The sequence below is a fragment of the Collinsella sp. CM84Y_54 genome (genome assembly GCF_036317945.1).
Lineage (GTDB): Bacteria > Actinomycetota > Coriobacteriia > Coriobacteriales > Coriobacteriaceae > Collinsella.
This window is the reverse complement of sequence record NZ_JAWQCX010000006.1, coordinates 18,435-35,736: the sequence shown is the minus strand read 5'-3', so window position 1 is coordinate 35,736 and position 17,302 is coordinate 18,435. Positions and strand designations below refer to the sequence as shown.

At 61.7% G+C, this 17,302-nt stretch carries 14 protein-coding genes; 13 read left to right on the top strand and 1 reads right to left on the bottom strand.

Annotation, left to right across the window (positions count from 1 at the left end; translation table 11 throughout):
- Window positions 1-113 precede the first annotated feature (113 nt).
- Window positions 114-1,376: an MFS transporter gene (locus tag V2391_RS09055; protein ID WP_329739060.1), complete on the bottom strand. Its 1,263-nt coding sequence runs from the start codon at window positions 1,374-1,376 to the stop codon at window positions 114-116.
- A 152-nt stretch (window positions 1,377-1,528) separates the two neighbouring features.
- Here V2391_RS09055 and idi point away from each other — a divergent pair, with 152 nt between their 5' ends.
- From idi to V2391_RS08990, 13 genes are all read left to right on the top strand, one after another.
- Window positions 1,529-2,476, top strand: coding sequence for an isopentenyl-diphosphate Delta-isomerase (gene idi, locus V2391_RS09050; protein ID WP_329739059.1), 948 nt, complete (start codon window positions 1,529-1,531; stop codon window positions 2,474-2,476).
- A 241-nt stretch (window positions 2,477-2,717) separates the two neighbouring features.
- Window positions 2,718-4,175, top strand: coding sequence for an SLC13 family permease (locus V2391_RS09045; protein ID WP_070100742.1), 1,458 nt, complete (start codon window positions 2,718-2,720; stop codon window positions 4,173-4,175).
- Between the two features lie 142 nt (window positions 4,176-4,317).
- Window positions 4,318-5,805 carry a UbiD family decarboxylase gene (locus tag V2391_RS09040; protein WP_329739058.1) on the top strand — a complete coding sequence of 496 codons (1,488 nt, stop codon included), beginning with the start codon at window positions 4,318-4,320 and terminating at the stop codon, window positions 5,803-5,805.
- Window positions 5,806-5,838: 33 nt separating this feature from the next.
- Window positions 5,839-6,417, top strand: a complete 579-nt coding sequence (locus tag V2391_RS09035) for a UbiX family flavin prenyltransferase (protein WP_055286312.1) — start codon at window positions 5,839-5,841, stop codon at window positions 6,415-6,417.
- A gap of 91 nt (window positions 6,418-6,508) precedes the next feature.
- Complete coding sequence (locus V2391_RS09030) at window positions 6,509-7,375, top strand: MerR family transcriptional regulator (RefSeq protein WP_215693964.1); 867 nt, start codon at window positions 6,509-6,511, stop codon at window positions 7,373-7,375.
- A gap of 176 nt (window positions 7,376-7,551) precedes the next feature.
- Window positions 7,552-8,418: a hypothetical protein gene (locus tag V2391_RS09025; RefSeq protein ID WP_329739057.1), complete on the top strand. Its 867-nt coding sequence runs from the start codon at window positions 7,552-7,554 to the stop codon at window positions 8,416-8,418.
- Between the two features lie 79 nt (window positions 8,419-8,497).
- On the top strand, window positions 8,498-9,391 hold the full coding sequence (locus tag V2391_RS09020) for an aldose 1-epimerase family protein (RefSeq protein ID WP_329739056.1): 894 nt from the start codon (window positions 8,498-8,500) through the stop codon (window positions 9,389-9,391).
- Window positions 9,392-9,654: 263 nt separating this feature from the next.
- Window positions 9,655-10,581: a transporter substrate-binding domain-containing protein gene (locus V2391_RS09015; RefSeq protein WP_329739055.1), complete on the top strand. Its 927-nt coding sequence runs from the start codon at window positions 9,655-9,657 to the stop codon at window positions 10,579-10,581.
- Between the two features lie 9 nt (window positions 10,582-10,590).
- Complete coding sequence (locus V2391_RS09010) at window positions 10,591-11,739, top strand: amino acid ABC transporter permease (RefSeq protein ID WP_329739054.1); 1,149 nt, start codon at window positions 10,591-10,593, stop codon at window positions 11,737-11,739.
- A 22-nt stretch (window positions 11,740-11,761) separates the two neighbouring features.
- Window positions 11,762-12,547, top strand: a complete 786-nt coding sequence (locus tag V2391_RS09005; RefSeq protein ID WP_329739053.1) for an amino acid ABC transporter ATP-binding protein — start codon at window positions 11,762-11,764, stop codon at window positions 12,545-12,547.
- Window positions 12,548-12,619: 72 nt separating this feature from the next.
- Window positions 12,620-14,035, top strand: coding sequence for a M20/M25/M40 family metallo-hydrolase (locus V2391_RS09000; RefSeq protein WP_329739052.1), 1,416 nt, complete (start codon window positions 12,620-12,622; stop codon window positions 14,033-14,035).
- Between the two features lie 249 nt (window positions 14,036-14,284).
- Window positions 14,285-15,352, top strand: a complete 1,068-nt coding sequence (gene prfA, locus V2391_RS08995) for a peptide chain release factor 1 (RefSeq protein WP_035138783.1) — start codon at window positions 14,285-14,287, stop codon at window positions 15,350-15,352.
- Between the two features lie 618 nt (window positions 15,353-15,970).
- Window positions 15,971-17,236, top strand: coding sequence for a N5-glutamine methyltransferase family protein (locus V2391_RS08990; protein ID WP_329739051.1), 1,266 nt, complete (start codon window positions 15,971-15,973; stop codon window positions 17,234-17,236).
- Window positions 17,237-17,302: the final 66 nt, after the last annotated feature.

Sequence of the window (17,302 nt, the reverse complement as noted above, 5' to 3'; positions counted from 1 at the left end):
AAAGCGTGTATCTCAAATACACGAAATTGCACTGCTGAAGCTTCCAGGCGGATAAACATACTCATATTGGGCGGTTTTCACCGGTTACTCGCCACCTTGGGCTATGTTTGCCCCTATGCCCGTATTGAGGGCCGTGCTGATTGACGACGGCGCTCCCAGCGAGCCAGCTTAATCGTCACCAGCGTGAGGGCCCAGGCCACAAGCGAGAACGCGGCGCCCACTGCGCCCACGTACGCAATGCCAACGCTGCTTACCACGGCGCCGCCCACTGCGGTGCCAAACGAGATGCCGACGTTAAACGCCATGGGCTCAACCGAACTTGCGAGTACCATCGACTTGGGATGGCGGCTGCGTGCCACGTCCATAAAGTGCGTGATGCATGAGACCGAGAACAGGTACATGAGCATCGCCAGGCTAAAGACAAAGACCAGCGCGAGCGGCATGGCGGCGCCCACGGCAAACAGCCCGAGCAGTGCCGCCGCCTGCAGCACAAACGTAACCAGCAGCGCCTTCATGCCAAAACGCGCATCGATCCATCCGCCCAGGATGTTCGAGATCAGGCAGAACACGCCATAGGCCATAAGTGTGGTGCTCGCCTGAACGGTATCCATGCCCAGCACCTGCTCCAGATAAGGCGTCACGTAGCCGTAGAATACGTAGACCGAGCCCACGCCAAACAAGAAGATGAGCATGCCGGTGATGATACTCGGCTCGCGTAGTAGCCCCGCCTGCTCGCGGAAGGTGGCGGGCTCATCGGTCTGCCCGGCGCGAGGCATAAACGCCACGAGTGCGCTACAGATCAAAACGGCAAAGGTCAGCGTGCCGTACATGGCCACGTGCCAATCGAGTGTGTCGGCCACAAACTTGCCAATCGAGGTCACAAAGACCATCGCCACGGAAAACGCGCCGTACACGACCGAGATGGCAAGTGAGGTTTGCTGCGGGGATAGCAGCTCAGGGATGTACGTCACGCCCACGGCGAGCAGCGCACCCGAGACAGAGCCCAGGACAATGCGTGAGATAAACAGCACCTGGAAGTTGGGAGCCAACGCCATGACCAGGTTGCCGAGCACAAAGACGACGCTATAGCACACGAGCAGCTGGTAGCGGCGGAATCGCCCCGTGCTGAGCGCGAGCACCGGCGTCGCGATAGCGTAGACGAGCGCAAACACGCTGATGAGCTGGCCCGCAGTGGCAAGTGATATGCCGAGTTCCGTTGCCAAGTCGCTTTCGATGCCGATGACCACGAACTCGGAGCAGCCGAGCGAGAATCCCAACAGCACGAGCAGCGCCAGGCAGAGCTTGGTGCGCGCGGGGGAGAGCGCGGCGGCGGTTGGCTTACTTTTAGGCGTGGTTGCGGCGGTCAAGGTTGTCACTCCAATGTCGCATGAATAAGCGGGATTCAATCCCTGCAACTCTAACAGAATGTGACAAAGGGGCAGTCCCTTTGTCACATGGAGGGCTTGCCTGTATAGTCGCAATACAGGCGAAGATGGTCTCAGGTACATCGCGGGCGGCAGGAGATCCCATGGGTATGCACACGACAAAGGTTGCAGTGGGCGAGGGCAAGTTTGCGCTCGAGGCCCAGCTGACGGTGACGCCGCGAGGCATGGCGGTGTACGCCTGCTCGCCGGAGTTTGCGCACCTGGGCGCCACGGCGCAGGCCATTCCGCGCCCCGAGCCCGGCCGTACGGCAACGGTGAGCATCCTGGCCGTTCCGTGCCATCGAGACGAGATCCCGGCGCACGATATCGCGGCGGCGCTGGCCACGCGCTTTGGCGTGCCGGTAGTTGCAAGCACGGGTTTTCATGTTGAACAAGCGAGCGGTGACGACCTGCAGCGCGTGCTCGACACCACCAAGGAGCTCATCGCCGCGCTCGAGGAAGCCGCAGCCCGCATTCTGCGCGCCGGCTGGGATGAGGGCGGTGCGGGCGCCGAGGTCGTGGCGGTCGATGCTGCGACCGGCGAGGCGCTTGGCTCCGTCGACCGCATCGAGGCCCATGCTGGTGAGGGCATCCTGCATCAGGCATTTCTGACGCTTTTGGTCGAGGGCCGGGGCGAAGACGCGCGCCTGCTGCTCTGTCGCCGCAGTCCGCTCAAGCGCCTGTGGGGCGGGGTGCTGGCCGATAGCTGCGCCGGCCATCCGCTCCCCGGGGAAGACGTCGCGGCCGCCACGGCGCGCCGCATCAACGAAGAGCTCGGCATTACGCGCGAGCCCGATCAGCTCAAGCACCTCGGACACGTGGTGTACCGCGAGGACCACGGCGACGGTCGCTGCGAGTGCGAATGGTGCGAGGTCTACCTTGCCCATGTTGAGCCGGGCGAGCTGCATATCAACCAAGAGGAGATCTCGGAAGTGCGTCGCGTGGCTCCGTCCGAGCTCAAAGGCTACCTGCAGGGTCACCCCGAGCAGCTGGCCCCCTGGCTCCGCGAGGCCCTCGGCGACCCATTCATCCGCACGGCCCTCGCTATGTAAAAAAGACAGTCCCTTTGCCACATCCAAACCGTCACAACATTCGGCGAAAATCTCGAAAACGAGGAAAAGCGTCGAATGTTGTGACGGTTTTTGTCTAGGGAATCGCTTCTCATCCAAAAAATCCGCTTGACTGTATTGCCGCAACACAGCGCAACGTAAGGGGTGTCCGATAACGGGCGCCCCTTTTTAAGCGGCAACATGGCTGCGAATTCGGAGCGCCCCCAACAAGAAAGGTGGGGAGATGGAAGCGGAAAAGAAGGCGTTTAAGATCACCAAGCGCGAAATTGGCTTTGTGCTGGGTATCGTTGTCTTTTTGCTGGTGAAGTTTCTTCCTTTGGCGGAGCTGAGCTCGACGGTCGAGCTCACGGTCGGCGGTCAGACCTGTCTGGCACTGACGCTCGCCACGGTGGTGTTCTGGGCATGCGGCGTGGCACAGCCGGGCTTTGTGGGCCTGCTCTACTGCGCACTGCTCGTCCTGTTCAAGGTGTGCGTGGACGACACGGGCGCCGCGAGCATCTCGGCGACGGTCGCCTCCACGTTTAGCTCGTGGACCAAGGCCACCATGTGGCTCGTCATCGGCGCCTACCTCATCGCCAGCGCGGTCAAGGAGTCGGGCCTGGGCGAGCGTATCGCCTACGCGTTCATGCTCAAGTTCGTGCGCGACGCCAAGTCGCTCATCATCTCGATCTTCGCGCTCACCTTTGTGCTGTCGCTGCTGATCCCGCATCCGTTCCCCCGCGCCTTCCTCATCCTCGCCGTCGTCTCGGTCATCGCCGAGTCCGCCGGCTACGGTGACGACGACAAGGGCAAGCTCGGCTTCCTCGTGTTTGCCGCTGCCGCCCCGGGTTCCATGTTCTTCCTGACGGGCGACTCCACGCTTAACCCGCTCGTTGCGCAGTACAGTGCCGAGGCCGGCGGCATGAGCCCGTCCTTCGTCGACTGGTTCCTGTACATGAGCGTGCCTATGCTGGTTGCGCTGCTGTGCACCCTGTTCCTGGGCCTTTTCCTCTTTAAGCCCAGCAAGGAGCTCGTCTACGATCGCGAGCAGATCGTGGCCAAGCAGGCCGCGCTCGGCAAGCTCTCCGTCAAGGAGATCCGCACCATCGTGTGGCTTGTCATCGCCATCGCGCTGTGGCTCACCGTCTCGGGCGACTATATCGGCTGGGTCACCCTGGCCATTGGCGTTGCTCTCGCCATGCCCATCATCGGCGAAGTCCTCACTCCCGCCAGCTGGAACGCTGTCGACATCAAGTCCCTCATGTTCCTGACGGCCGCCATGGCCGTGGGCTCCGTGGGCGGTGCCACCGGCATGAACGCCTGGATCGCCGACGTCGTGCTCCCCAGCTCCGTGCCTGAGAACATCTTCCTGTTCGCCCTGCTCGTCGCCGCGCTTTCCATGATCATCCACATGTTCATGGGCTCGGTCATGGCCGTGCTCGGCGTGTGCGTGCCGGCATTTATCAGCTTTGCCGCCGGCTCCAGCGTGAGCCCACTCGCCGTGGCGCTCATCGTCTTCACGTCCATCAACATCCACTACATCCTGCCGTTCCATAACCTGCCGATCCTTATCGGCGAAGGCAAGGACGCCGGCGGCTACACCTCCAAAGAGGCTATGCGCATGGGCATCCCCCTCACCGCGGTCGTCTTTGTCGTCGTGCTGGTCGAGGCCGCCTGGTTCCACCTCTTTGGCCTGATGTAAGCGGTCGAGCGCCCCGGCTGTAAGCAGCCAAGCGCTTGAACTTCGAGTGGTCGAGCGCTCCATTTGTGAGCGCCGCGGCCCCATTACGTTACCCCGTCCGGCGGCACCCCGTCGCCGGACACTCTCCCGAAAGGAGTACGCCATGTCCACTACCGATGCTTCCCAGATCCACGACCTGCGTTCCGCGCTCGACTTTTTGCGTGAGATGCCGGGCCAGCTGCTCGAGACCGACACCCAGGTCGATCCCGATGCCGAGGTCTCGGGCGTCTACCGTCACGTCGGTGCTGGCGGCACCGTCATGCGCCCGACCAAAGAGGGTCCGGCGATGGTCTTCAACAACGTCAAGGGCTTTGACGACGCCAAGGTCTGCATCGGTATGCTTGCCAGCCGCAAGCGCGTTGCCGCCCTGCTCGACCTGGACGAGGAGCACCTGGGCCTCGAGATCGGCAAGCGCTTCGAGAACCTGATCGCCCCCGAGCAGATCGCCGAGGGCAAGCACGTCGACTGCCAGGAGGTCGTGTACAAGGCGACCGACGAGGGCTTTGACCTGCGCAAGATCGTTCCCGCTCCCACCAACACGCCCGTTGACGGCGGCCCCTACATCACCATGGGCCTCGCCTATGGCACGAGCCCCGATGGCACCCAGTCCGACGTAACCATCCACCGCTTCTCCTGCGTCGACAAGGACAAGCTCGCCATGTGGATCACCCCGGGCAGCCGTCACCTGGGTGCGTTCTTTGACGAGTACTGCCAGCGCGGCGAGGATATGCCCATCTCCATCTCCATCGGCCTGGACCCCGCCGTGTACATGTGCTGCGGCTTCGAGGCTCCCACCACGCCGCTCGGCTTCAACGAGCTGCAGATCGCCGGCGCCCTGCGCGGCCGCGCCGTCGAGCTTGCCGACTGCGTCACCGTTCCGCAGAAGTGCATTGCCAATGCCGAGTACGTGCTCGAGGGCTACCTCATGCACGACGAGACCATCAACGAGGATGTCAACGGCCACGGCTACGCCATGCCCGAGTTCCCCGGCTACACCGGTGGCGCCAAGGTCTGCCCGGTGATCAAGATCACCGCCGTCACCACGCGCGTCAGCCCCATTATGGAGAGCTGCATCGGCCCTTCGCACGAGCACGTGTCCATGGCCGGTATCCCCACCGAGGCCTCCATCTACAAGATGGTCGAGACCGCTATCCCGGGCCGCCTGCTCAACGTTCACGCCGCTCCCTGCGGTGGCGGCAAGTTCGTTGCCATCATGCAGTTCAAGAAGTCGAGCAAAAATGACGAGGGCCGTCAGCGCAACGCCGCCATGCTCGCCTTCTCGGCGTTCTCCGAGCTCAAGCACGTCATCCTTGTCGACGAGGATGTCGACATCTTCGATATGAGCGACGTGATGTGGGCCATGACCACGCGCTTCCAGGCCGACGTGGACCTCATCACCATCCCCGGTTGCCACTGCCACGTGCTCGATCCGTCCAACGACCCCGCGTTCGATCCTTCGATCCGCGAGCACGGTATCGCCTGCAAGGCCATCTTCGACTGCACGGTTCCGTTTAACCTCAAGAAGAACTTCATCCGCTCGCAGTTCATGGAGATCGACAAGGACAAGTGGGCCGCCGAGCTCGCCTTCTAGTAAGTAGCCCTACCAAGTAGTTAAGGAGTTGTCATGCCTGAGTCTTCTGTTCGTCCCCGTCGCATTGTCGTTGGCGTGTCTGGCGCCAGCGGTGCGGCACTGGGCCTTGAATGCCTCAAATGCCTGCGCCAGGCCGGCGCTGAGTCGGCGCTTGTCGTCACGCGCGGGGGAGAGATCACCATCGAGCAGGAGCTCGGCATGACGCTCGACGAGTTTGCGTGCTATGCCGATGTGGTCTACGACAACAAGAACATCGGTGCTGCCATCGCAAGCGGCACCTATCCGGTCGACGGCATGATCGTGGCGCCCTGCTCTATGAAGACGCTCGCCGGCATTGCGAGCGGCTACAGCGAAAACTTGTTGCTGCGTGCGGCCGATGTGCAGATGAAGGAGCAGCGCCGCCTGGTGCTTATGGTGCGCGAGACGCCCTTCAGTGCGATCCATGTCGACAACATGGCACGCCTGGCGCGCGTGCCGGGCGTCATGCTCATGCCGCCCATGCTCACGTTTTACAACGGCCCCGCCACGCTCGATGAGGCGGTGCATCACATCGCCGCCAAGGCACTCGAGGCCGTCGGCGTGTCGTGCGCCAACTATAAGCGCTGGTCATAGGCATCTTTAGGGTAGGATACGAGTAGTGTTTGAGCCCGCTGCCCCTGTGGGCGGCGGGCTTTTCGTGTCAAAGGGTGTGTCGGGAGGACCTATGCAGACGGGTATGTATGCGATTAGCGAGATGGCGAGCTTGTTTAACGTTTCGCGCCAAACGCTCATCTACTACGACAAGATCGGTCTGTTTAAACCCGCCGTGGTTAACGAAAAAGGCTACCGTTTCTATTCGCCCACGCAGATCCCGCTCATGCGTCTGATCTGCATGCTGCGCGACTTGGGACTGGAACTCGATGAGATCGATCGCCTGACCTCGACGTTCGACATTGGAGAGATGACCGATCACCTGCGCTCGCGGGTGCAGGCGCTCGACGAGCAGATTGCCGGGCTCAAAGCCGAGCGCGCGAGCGTGCAGGAGCGGCTGAGTTTTTACGACGAGGCGGTCTATTGGCGCGAGCGCGAGGGCAAACCGGAGCTCAAGCAATTCGAGCGCCGCTACGTGGTCTTTGAGGAGTTCCCGAGCGATATCGAGCGTGGCCGCTCGATGCTGCACCCCACGCTCATGCGGGCGATTCTGCGCATGCGTGCGCTCACGGGCACACGCCCCATGCGCGGTTGGGGCGCCATGCTGCGTCGCGAGGCGCTGCATTCCGACGACCCCATCGCCGGTGCCGGTTCCTTTGCCGTGTTGCCGCGTGGTGCCGAGGAAATACTGCCGAGCGATCCTGCCGAGCTGGCGGAGATTGGCGTCGAGGTGCTGCCCGAGGGCACGTACCTGTGCATGAGTCGCTGGGGCATGCCGTACGAGCCCGAGGGTATCCGCGCCATCGTGGCCTGCATGGACAGGCACGCGCTCCAGCCCATCGGCAATGCTTTCGATTTTTGCTACCTGGACACCACGAGCTACGACGAGTCTCACCAAGAGGACTTCTGCTGTATCCAAATCCCCGTCGCCCTCAAATAACTTGCGGTGAAATAGTCCCTAAATAGCTCGAGTGGGCGTGCAAACAGGAACTATTCCACCGCAACTTCGATGTGACAAAGGAGCAGTCCCTTTGTCACATTCCGTGCGAGCCCTCGTGCCGTCTGGGGGTATAAGGCTAACAAGTGTTTATTTGCGAGGCCTAAGGGGCGCCCCGTATGGATATCGATAACTTTGAATGGTGGTATAGCGAGGGCGAGGCTCCGGACGAGGAATGGGACGAGCCCGCGTCTCGTGACGCGTCGAGCGACGAGGGCGAGACCGGCAACGATGCCGTCGAGACGGATGCCGCTTCCGACCTCGCCGAGCCCCTAACCTTTGAACAGGCCTGGGCCCAGGCCGAGGCCGACGAGGCAAAGGCCGATGCCACGGCCACGCTGGGTGAGCCGGCAGACATGTCCATCTCGCCGGCAAAGACCCCGCAACCGCGCCACACCATCGACCCCGGCAGTACAGCATCTTTCAGCATTCTCGACGTGCCCGCGCAAGGCGCCCAGGCGCCTGCACCCACGCATCGCCCCGACCTGGCTCGTGAGGAAGACGCGGGCCGCCGTTCTCCACTCGGCCCCATCCTCATCGCCTTCATGGCCGGCGTTATCGCCTGCTCGGCAATCGGCAGCATCTGGGGTCATGTCGAGCAGCAGCGCCAAGACGCCGCCAAGGTCGAGATGTCCGTCGAGCAATCGCTCAGCCGCACGCGCTCGGTGCATGTGACGGTCGAGGTTAAGGACGGCGCGACGTGGGATACCGCGCGCGGCGATAGCCAAATGCTCGTCCATATCGTGGGTCGCACACTCAAGGGACAAGCAATCGACGAGTACCAATACGTTAATTCCGAAGGTGACGGCATCGAGCTCAAGCCCGGCGACTACGAGCTCACGGTCGATGAGCCGCCCGTCGCCACCGACGGCACGCGTTACCGCGCCTCAAAGCGCATGGTTCCGGTGAGTTTTAATTCGCAGGCGCCCGACACGGTCGATAGCGCGCCGCAGAGCGGGTTTGACCTTTACGCTATTGCTCAATAACTGCGCCCGCCGCTCAACCCCGCCGCCAAGAGTGGGACAATATCCCTCGACACTGTTGTTTACTTTTGGAGGAAGTAGCATGTCCACCGTCACTACCATCAAGCGCGGCGGCCTCACCGCGGCCATCGATTCCATGGGCGCCCAGCTCACGAGCCTTGCCCTCAACGGCAATGAGTATCTGTGGCAGGGCGACCCGGCCTTTTGGGGCAAGCACGCGCCCATCCTGTTCCCCATCGTGGGATCGCTGCGCAACAACACGGCGACGTCTGCCGCCGGCACCTGCGAGATGGCGCGCCACGGCATCGCACGCATTGTCGAGCACAAGATCGTCGAGGTGTCGGAGGACAGTTCGTCCGTTACCTACGAGCTCACCGACACGCCCGAGTCGCTCAAGGCGTTCCCATTCCACTTTAAGCTCAACATGACCTATGCCCTGACCGGCGACGCCACCCTTACGCAGACCTTTGCCGTCACCAACACCGGCGACGTGGACCTGCCGTTCTCGGTGGGCGGCCACCCCGCATTTAACGTGCCCGCCCCCGGCGCCGAGGACGAGGCGTTCGAGGATTACGAGCTGGCGTTTACCGAGGCTTGGACTAACGAGGCCCCCGTCATCACGCCCGATGGCCTTATGACGTTCGAGGGTAGCTACAAGGCCCCCGATAACTCGGACGTGCTGCCCATCACGCACCGCAGCTTCGATAACGACGCCATCATGTTCACCGATACCCCGGGCTCCACGCTCACGCTGCGCGGCCGCAAGTCGGGCCACGGCGTCAAGATCGACTTTGAAGGCTTTAAGTACATCGGCGTGTGGTCTGCCGCCAACGACGCTCCGTTTGTGGCGCTCGAGCCTTGGACCGGTCACACCACCATGTCCACCGAGGACGACGTCTTTGAGCACAAGGTCAACACCATCACCTTGGCCCCCGGCGCTACCGATAAACGCAGCTTTAGCGTCACCTTGCTCTAGAGGTTCCTCCGCTCGGTCGATGCTGCGTGCCGTCCAGAGCGATAATTTGTCATTCAAAAGGCAAGGCATAGACCTTCTGGTCATGCCTTGTCTTTTTCATGCCACTTGTTCGCTCTGGACGTCGCTCGCCGGCATTGCCAAAACATCGACGTCCCCAATGACTACCATGTGTCTATTAATTTTTCGAGCTTGTGCTGCACTGCTGGTCGCTGGCGTATATCCTGTTAAGTCGTCAGCATACGATTCAACAGGGAAGGCAGATTATGCATTCTCCCCATCAGCACGACGCGCATCCACAGCCGGTGTGCAGCCGTCGCATCTTCTTGGGTAGCGCTCTCGCTGCGAGCGCTTCCGTCGTCGCCGGCGCGCTCGCCGGCTGTCAGCGTCCGTCCACGCTCAAGGTGGTTCAGCCCACGACGGGCGGCGGTCGCGACGACCTGTCCGATTCCGTGATCGGCAAGGACAAGATCCGCATTGGCATGGAGGCGGCCTACGCCCCGTACAACTGGCAGGTTTCCGAAGCCAGCGAGTACACCATCCCCATCGACAACGTGCAGGGCGCCTATGCCGATGGCTACGACGTGCAGATCGCCAAGATCATCTGCAAGGCCCTCGGTGGCGAGCCCGTTGCCGTCAAACAGAGCTTCTCGGGTCTCATCGATTCGCTCAACAACGGCCAGATCGACCTCATCATCGCCGGCATGAGCGCCACACCCGAGCGCGAGGAGTCCGTCGGCTTTTCCGATCCGTACTTTATCGGCTACTTTGGCCTGTTCGTAAAAGAGGGCTCGCCTTACCAGAACGCCACCAAGCTCAGCGACTTCAGCGGTGCTACGGTCCTCGGCCAAAAGGACACCATGCTCGATACCGTCATCGACGAGATCCCGGGCGTTGTGCACAAAAACCCGGTCGACTCCGTCCCCACGGTGTTTTCGAACCTGCTGCAGGGCACGTGCGACGCCGTGACCTACAACACCGAGAACGAGAAGGGCTATATGGCCCAAAACCCGGGTATCGTGCCGATTCAATTTGCCGAGGGCGAGGGCTTTAAGCAGGAGGTCACGGCAAACGTCGGCTGCCGCAAGGGCTCGGACAAGCTGCTTAAACTCATCGACAAGACACTCAAGGGCATTAGCCAAGAGGAACGCGACCAAATGTGGGACGCGTGCCTCGATCGTCAGCCGGCATAGGGAGGCAGCATGAAAACCACCAATCGCCTGGCCTCCTTTATCAAGGCCGACCACCGTTATGTATACCTGGGCACGAGCGTTATCGCGGCGCTCGGCCTGGCGTTTAGCCAGCGCAACCCCACGCCGCTGAGCTTCTTGGCCCCCACCGGCATCTTCCAGGATTGCCTTTGGGCGATTCTTTGGGCCTGGATTGTCGTGTCGGCGGCGGCGCTGGTCACCAAGCTTATACACTGGAGTGACTATCGCGAAACGTCGCCGTTCGCATCCGAGCGTTTCCGCCGCGGCGCGCGCCTGGGCAGCTACGTCGTGGCCGCTATCGCGGCGATCTTTTTCGTGGACCGCTGCGTCATGTCGTTTATCGACCTGGTGCGGGTGAGCATTGTCTCGGACTCCAACCCCAGCGACTTTTTGTCGAGCCTGGTCTACATGACCTACAAGAGCGGGGACTTCTTTATCCGCGGCATCGAGATCACCATCGCACTTGCGACCTTCGGTACCGTCATCGCCTTTTTCCTGGCGCTGCTCTTTGTGTTCCTGCGTATTCAGACGTTCGATCGCGTGGACAACGACCTGGTGCGCTTCTTTAAGAGTATCGGCCGCGGCTTTGCGACCATCTACTCCACCATCGTGCGCGGCACGCCCATGATGGTTCAGGGCCTGCTCATCTATTACGCGGGCTTCACCGTTTTGCGCGGCATGGGCTTCGAGACCGCTCAGGCCAACCAGATTTGGAGTACCTTCACCGCCGGCCTCGTCACCATCTCGCTCAACTCCACCGCCTACATGATGGAGGTCCTGCGCGGCGGCATCGAGTCCATCGATCCCGGGCAGGCCGAGGCAGCACGCTCGCTGGGTTTGTCGCAGTGGCAGGCTATGCGCAAAGTCGTGTTCCCCCAGGGTATTAAAAACGCGATTCCGGCGCTCACCAACGAGCTCATCATCAACATCAAGGATTCGTCGGTGCTCTCGGTTATCGGCGTGTTCGACCTTATGTACGCTACTACCACGGTCGCCGGCGTGTACTACCGCCAGATGGAGGTTTACTGCGTGGCGCTCGTGGTCTACCTGATCCTGACGCTCGTGGCGAGCCGCCTGCTCGAAGCCTTTGGCAAAAAGCTCGGCGCCGAGGCCTCGGCAACGCTGCCCAGCTCCAACTAGGCTCAAGACGAGGAGAATTATCATGGCAGATACCGCCACTACCGGCGTTGCGGCCGCCGCACAGACCAATGAGCCGCTCATCCGCGTTGAGGGCCTGCGCAAGAGCTTTGGCTCGCTCGAGGTGCTCAAAGGCATCGACCTGTCCGTCAAATCCGGCGAGGTCGTCACCATTATCGGCGCCTCGGGCTCGGGCAAGTCGACCTTTCTGCGCTGCCTCAACCTGCTCGAGACCCCGGACGCGGGCCACATCTGGTTCCACGGCCAGGACCTTACGGCCGAGCGCTGCAACATTAATAAGCTGCGTGAGGACATCGGCATGGTGTTCCAGGGCTTTAACCTGTTCAACAACATGGATGTGCTCGACAACTGCACGCTCGCGCCCGTCACGCTCAAAAAGATGAACAAGGCCGAGGCCGAGAAGGTCGCGATGGAGCATCTGACGAGCGTGGGACTCGAAAAGTTCGCGCACGCCGCCGTGGGCCGCCTGTCCGGTGGTCAAAAACAGCGCGTGGCCATCGCTCGTGCCCTGTGCATGAATCCGCAGATCATGCTGTTCGACGAGCCGACCTCCGCGCTCGACCCCGAGATCGTGGGAGAAGTGCTCGAGGTCATGCGCAAGCTCGCTGCCGACGGCATGACCATGGTCGTCGTCACGCACGAGATGGCCTTTGCCCGAACCGTGTCCGACTGCGTGGTCTTTATGGACAAGGGCGTGGTGCTCGAGGACGCCGCGCCGGCCGAGCTCTTCGGCAACCCCAAGCACCAGCGCACCCGCGAGTTTCTCTCGCGTTATCTCGAGGACAAATAACCAACCGCAAATGTTTGCGTGGCAGGGCCGCTCCGGTGGGGCGGCCCTCGTCATCACAATCGAAAGGATGTCATGGCCGAGGTTTGGCGCTTCTTTGCGCATGAGGACGTTTTTGCCGATTTGGACGAAACTGGCGCGTGCGAGCGCTTGGGCCGCGTGCTGTCATTTCCGACCATCTCGAGTATGGATGCCGAGGCGGTGGACTGGCAGCCGTTCGACGACCTGCGCGCCTATATGCAGCAGGCGTGGCCGCGCGTGTTCGCGGCGGGCGAGGTCGACCCTATCGACCATTCGCTATTGGTGACGCTTAGTGGTTCCGACCCTGACCTCAAGCCCATTATGCTCATGGGCCACATGGACGTGGTTCCCGTGGTGCCGGGCACCGAGGCCGACTGGACGCACGACCCCTTTAGCGGGCACGTGGACGACACCTACATCTGGGGCCGTGGAGCGATCGACATGAAGGACCAGGTCGCAGGCATTCTCGAGGCTGTCGAGTATGCGCTGGCGCACGGTTGGCAGCACGAGCGGACGCTGCTCCTGGCCTTTGGCCAGGACGAGGAGACGACGCAGTGCGGCGCAGGCGCCATCGGCCGCGCGCTCGAGGAGCGCGGTGTTGAGCTCGAGTTCCTGATCGACGAGGGCGACTACCGCATCGTTTCGGATGCCGAGTACAGCGCGGGCGAGGGTTGGCTCATGCACGCCGACCTGGCTGAGAAGGGCTATGCCGACATTGTGCTCAAGACAAAGAGCGCAGGTGGACATTCTTCCAACCCCTACGGCGGCACGTCGCTCGAGGTGCTCAGCCGTGCCATCACCGCAATCTGCGATATCGAGTGGCCGACGCGCGTGACCGATTTACTTGCCGCACAGCTCGTCGAGCTGGGGCTCTACACGGCGGATGAAATTGCCGCCAACGGGGGCGCCATTGTCCGCGATTGCCTCGCCAGCAAGAAGCTCTATCCGCTGGTGACGACCACCTGCGCACCCACGCAGATCGAGGGTGGCAGCACCGGCGCCAACGTAATGCCGCAGGATATGTGGGCCAACATCAACTTCCGCATGCTCGAGGGCACGAGCGTGGCCGACGTTGTGGCGCGCTGCCGTGAGGCGGTTGCCGGGGCGGACCTTGCCGGTCGTGTCGAAGTGGAGCTGGGCCCCGGTAGCTCCGAACCCTCGCCGTCCCCGCGCATCGGTGGTCCCGGCCTCGAGGCGGTTCGCTCCATTGCCGCCCGCTATTTCCGTGATCCAAAGGGGACGGAGGAAAACGGATCATTCGAGCCGGTAGCAATTGTGCCCTCGACCGTAATCGGTGCGACCGACGCTGCCAACTACCAGCACATTTGCCCTGAGTGCATTCGCTTCTCGGCCTTTGTGGTTGATGACGACGAGTGTGAGTGCGGTGTCCACGGCACCAACGAGCGCATCACCCGCCGCGCCTACCTCCAGGGCATCCGCTTCATCGTCGCTCTACTCCAAACGCTCTAGCCAAAAAGCAAGCCCTTGATGCAATGAGGTCAGGTTTGTTTGTGCCAATCATTCCGTGCGGGTTATATGCAGGTTTGCCTGCGCACGCTATCATGTATGGGTTAGACCGCAACTATGTACCCCATACGCGAAGGGATGCGCATGTATCTGAAGATCGACATGTTCTAGCCGGGCTTACCCCCGCAGTGGCGCCGCGCGCCCCATCAACTCTGCCGATTTTCACCTTCACGCATATAAAGGAGTCCCGCCATGCGCGACAAGCTCGAAAAGATCATCAAGGCCTACGAGGAGCTCGAGAAGAAGCTCTCCGACCCGGCCGTCGCCTCCGATATCAAGGAGTTCACGCGTCTCAACAAGGAGTACGCACACCAGTCCGACCTCATCGCCGCCTCGCGTGAGTACATCGGCGCGCTCGATGACATCGAGGCCGCCAAGGAAATGCTCCACGATACCACCGATGCCGATGAGAAAGAGATGCTCCAGATGGACATCTCCGAAAACGAGGCCAAGCTTCCCCAGCTCGAGGAAGACATTAAGTACATGCTCATCCCGAGCGACCCCAACGACGACAAGAACACCATCGTCGAGATCCGTTCCGCCGCCGGTGGCGACGAGGCGGCCATCTTTGCCGGCGATCTGTACAAGATGTACCAGCGCTTCTGCGAGTCGCGCGGCTGGAAGACCACCGTGCTCGATTCCAGCCCCAGCGAGGCCGGCGGCTTTAAGTCCATCGAGTTCAAGGTCGAGGGCGACCGCGTCTACTCCGTCATGAAGTACGAGTCCGGCGTGCATCGCGTCCAGCGCGTCCCCAAGACCGAGTCCCAGGGTCGCATCCAGACCTCCACGGCAACCGTCGCCGTGCTTCCCGAGGCCGAGGAGATCGACGTTCAGATCAACCAGTCCGACCTGCGCATCGATACTTACTGCGCTTCGGGCCCTGGCGGTCAGTGCGTTAACACCACCTACTCCGCCGTGCGCATCACCCACCTGCCCACCAACACCGTGGTGCAGTCGCAGGAGCAGCGCTCCCAGATCCAGAACCGCGAGGTCTGCATGCAGATGCTGCGCGCCCGTCTGTACGAGATGGAGCTCGAGAAGCAGCAGGCCGAGCTCGGCGCCGAGCGCCAGAGCCAGATTGGCCACGGCAACCGTTCCGAGAAGATTCGTACTTACAACCAGCCTCAGGACCGCGTGACCGACCACCGTATCGGTTTCAACTCCACCTACAACGGCGTCCTTCTGGGCGATCAGCTCGGCACCGTGATCGAGGCGCTCGCCGCCGCCGAGCGAGCCGAGAAGCTGGCACAGGCTGTGTAGTGGGTTCCGCCGTTCTACCGAACGGCGGACCAGCCGACGCTGCGCGGGCCGCATTTGGACAATCTGACGTTCAACTTCAAGGGTGCGACCAGAAGGTCTGCGCCCTTTCGTTTCACGTCACCTTGCCTCAAATGCGACCCGCTCGCTGGCATTGCCAAGACATCGGCGTTATCTTGGTTGGCACTTGAATGATCCCTTTAGTCATTGGGGACGTTCTTAAATGACTAGGTTGGGCACATTGCTTTGAGATGTTATTCAATCGGCTTTGATGGCCTTTAAGCTGTTTATCTGCTTAAAGCAATCAACGGCGTGCATCTGTTATTGAAAATATTGCTCGAAAAATCGTCCAAGAAGTCGCGGGGTGATTTTTGACGCGTCGCGCGTCAAGCGATGTGGCAAGCGTTTGGTTAGATATTGGTCAGGCTAAGGGCAAGCTTGCCAAAAGCTTGACGAATGCAAATCTAGACGTCGGCGAATGAACACTTTGAGCGAGCCCGGTGCAAAATTCTGGGCTGATTCTCGATAATCGCTCTCAATCGTCCCTTGTCGTGCGTCGCCCTCGCGTACAATCTGCTCCGACATTCGCGCGCCGCCCGGCGCTTAAGAGGGGAGGACCCCATGGCAAACGAGATCTGGACCATCAAGCGTTGTCTCGAGTGGACCAAGGAGTACCTGGCCGAGCGCGGCGAGGAGCACCCCCGTCTTTCTGCCGAATGGCTGCTGTGCGCAGCCACGGGTTTGGCACGCATCGACTTATATATGCGTATGGACGAGACACTCGATGCAGCTCAGCTCGAGATCATGCACACGGCGGTCGTTCGTCGCGCCAAGGGCGAGCCGCTGCAGTACATCACCGGCAGCACGCAGTTTCGCATGATCGACGTCGCGTGCGCACCTGGTGTGCTCATTCCGCGTCCCGAGACCGAGATGCTCGTCGAGGAAGTCCTCAATTATCTGGATGCCGAGGTGCTGAGTCCCGAGGCTGCCACCCGTCAGCGCGCTGAGCTGCCCTGGAACGACGAGGTCGAGCAAGCGCGCAAAGCCGAAGCCGCATTGGCCGACGAGCGAGCGACGGCCGAGCGCCGTGCTGCCAACCTCACAGCTGCCGACGAGGCGGCGTTGGGTAGCGATGTGTTGGGCAGCCGTGCCTATGCCGAGGAGCTGGCCGATCGCGAGGCCGAGCAAGCCGCTGCGCAGGCAGCAGATGCCGAGGCCGATGCCGAGGAAACCCCCGAGCCCGAGCTCGACGAATACGGCATCGCCATTGAGGGCAACGACCAACAGACGACTCCCGCGCAAGATGCCGCCGAGGCCAACGTACCTGCTCCAGCCGAGCCCCGTATCGCCCGCGTTCTCGAGGTCGGCTGCGGCACGGGCTGCATCTCGCTCTCGCTTACCTGGGAGCGTCGCGGCCACGTCACCTGCACTGCTACCGATATCGAGCCGCGCGCCATCGACCTTGCTACCAAAAACCGCGATGCGCTTGGCCTCACGTCCGACGAGGTCGCCTTCAGCCTCACGAACCTGGTGAGCTCCATTCCCCGCGAAGAGTGGGGCACCTTTGACGTACTCGTCTCCAACCCGCCCTACATCCCCAGCGATGTCATGCGCTCGCTGCCGCACGAGGTCAAGGACTTTGAGCCCGATCTGGCGCTCGAGGGCGGTGCCGACGGCCTCGATATCTTCCGCCGCCTGCTCAACGCGGCGCCCTACATGTTGCGCGCCGGTGGCCTCTTTGCCTGCGAGCTCTACGAGGGCGCGCTCGACGCTGCGGCCGAGCTCTGCCGTCAAGCGGGTCTGTCGGACGTGCGTATCGTCCGCGACCTCACCGATCGTCCCCGTATCGTCCGAGCCATCGTCACCGAGCCCAAACAGCGTATTTAAGCTGAACTAATAGACATTTGCTCAAGTTTGCTCTTGCAATATACCGTAAAACTTCTACTATAGAAG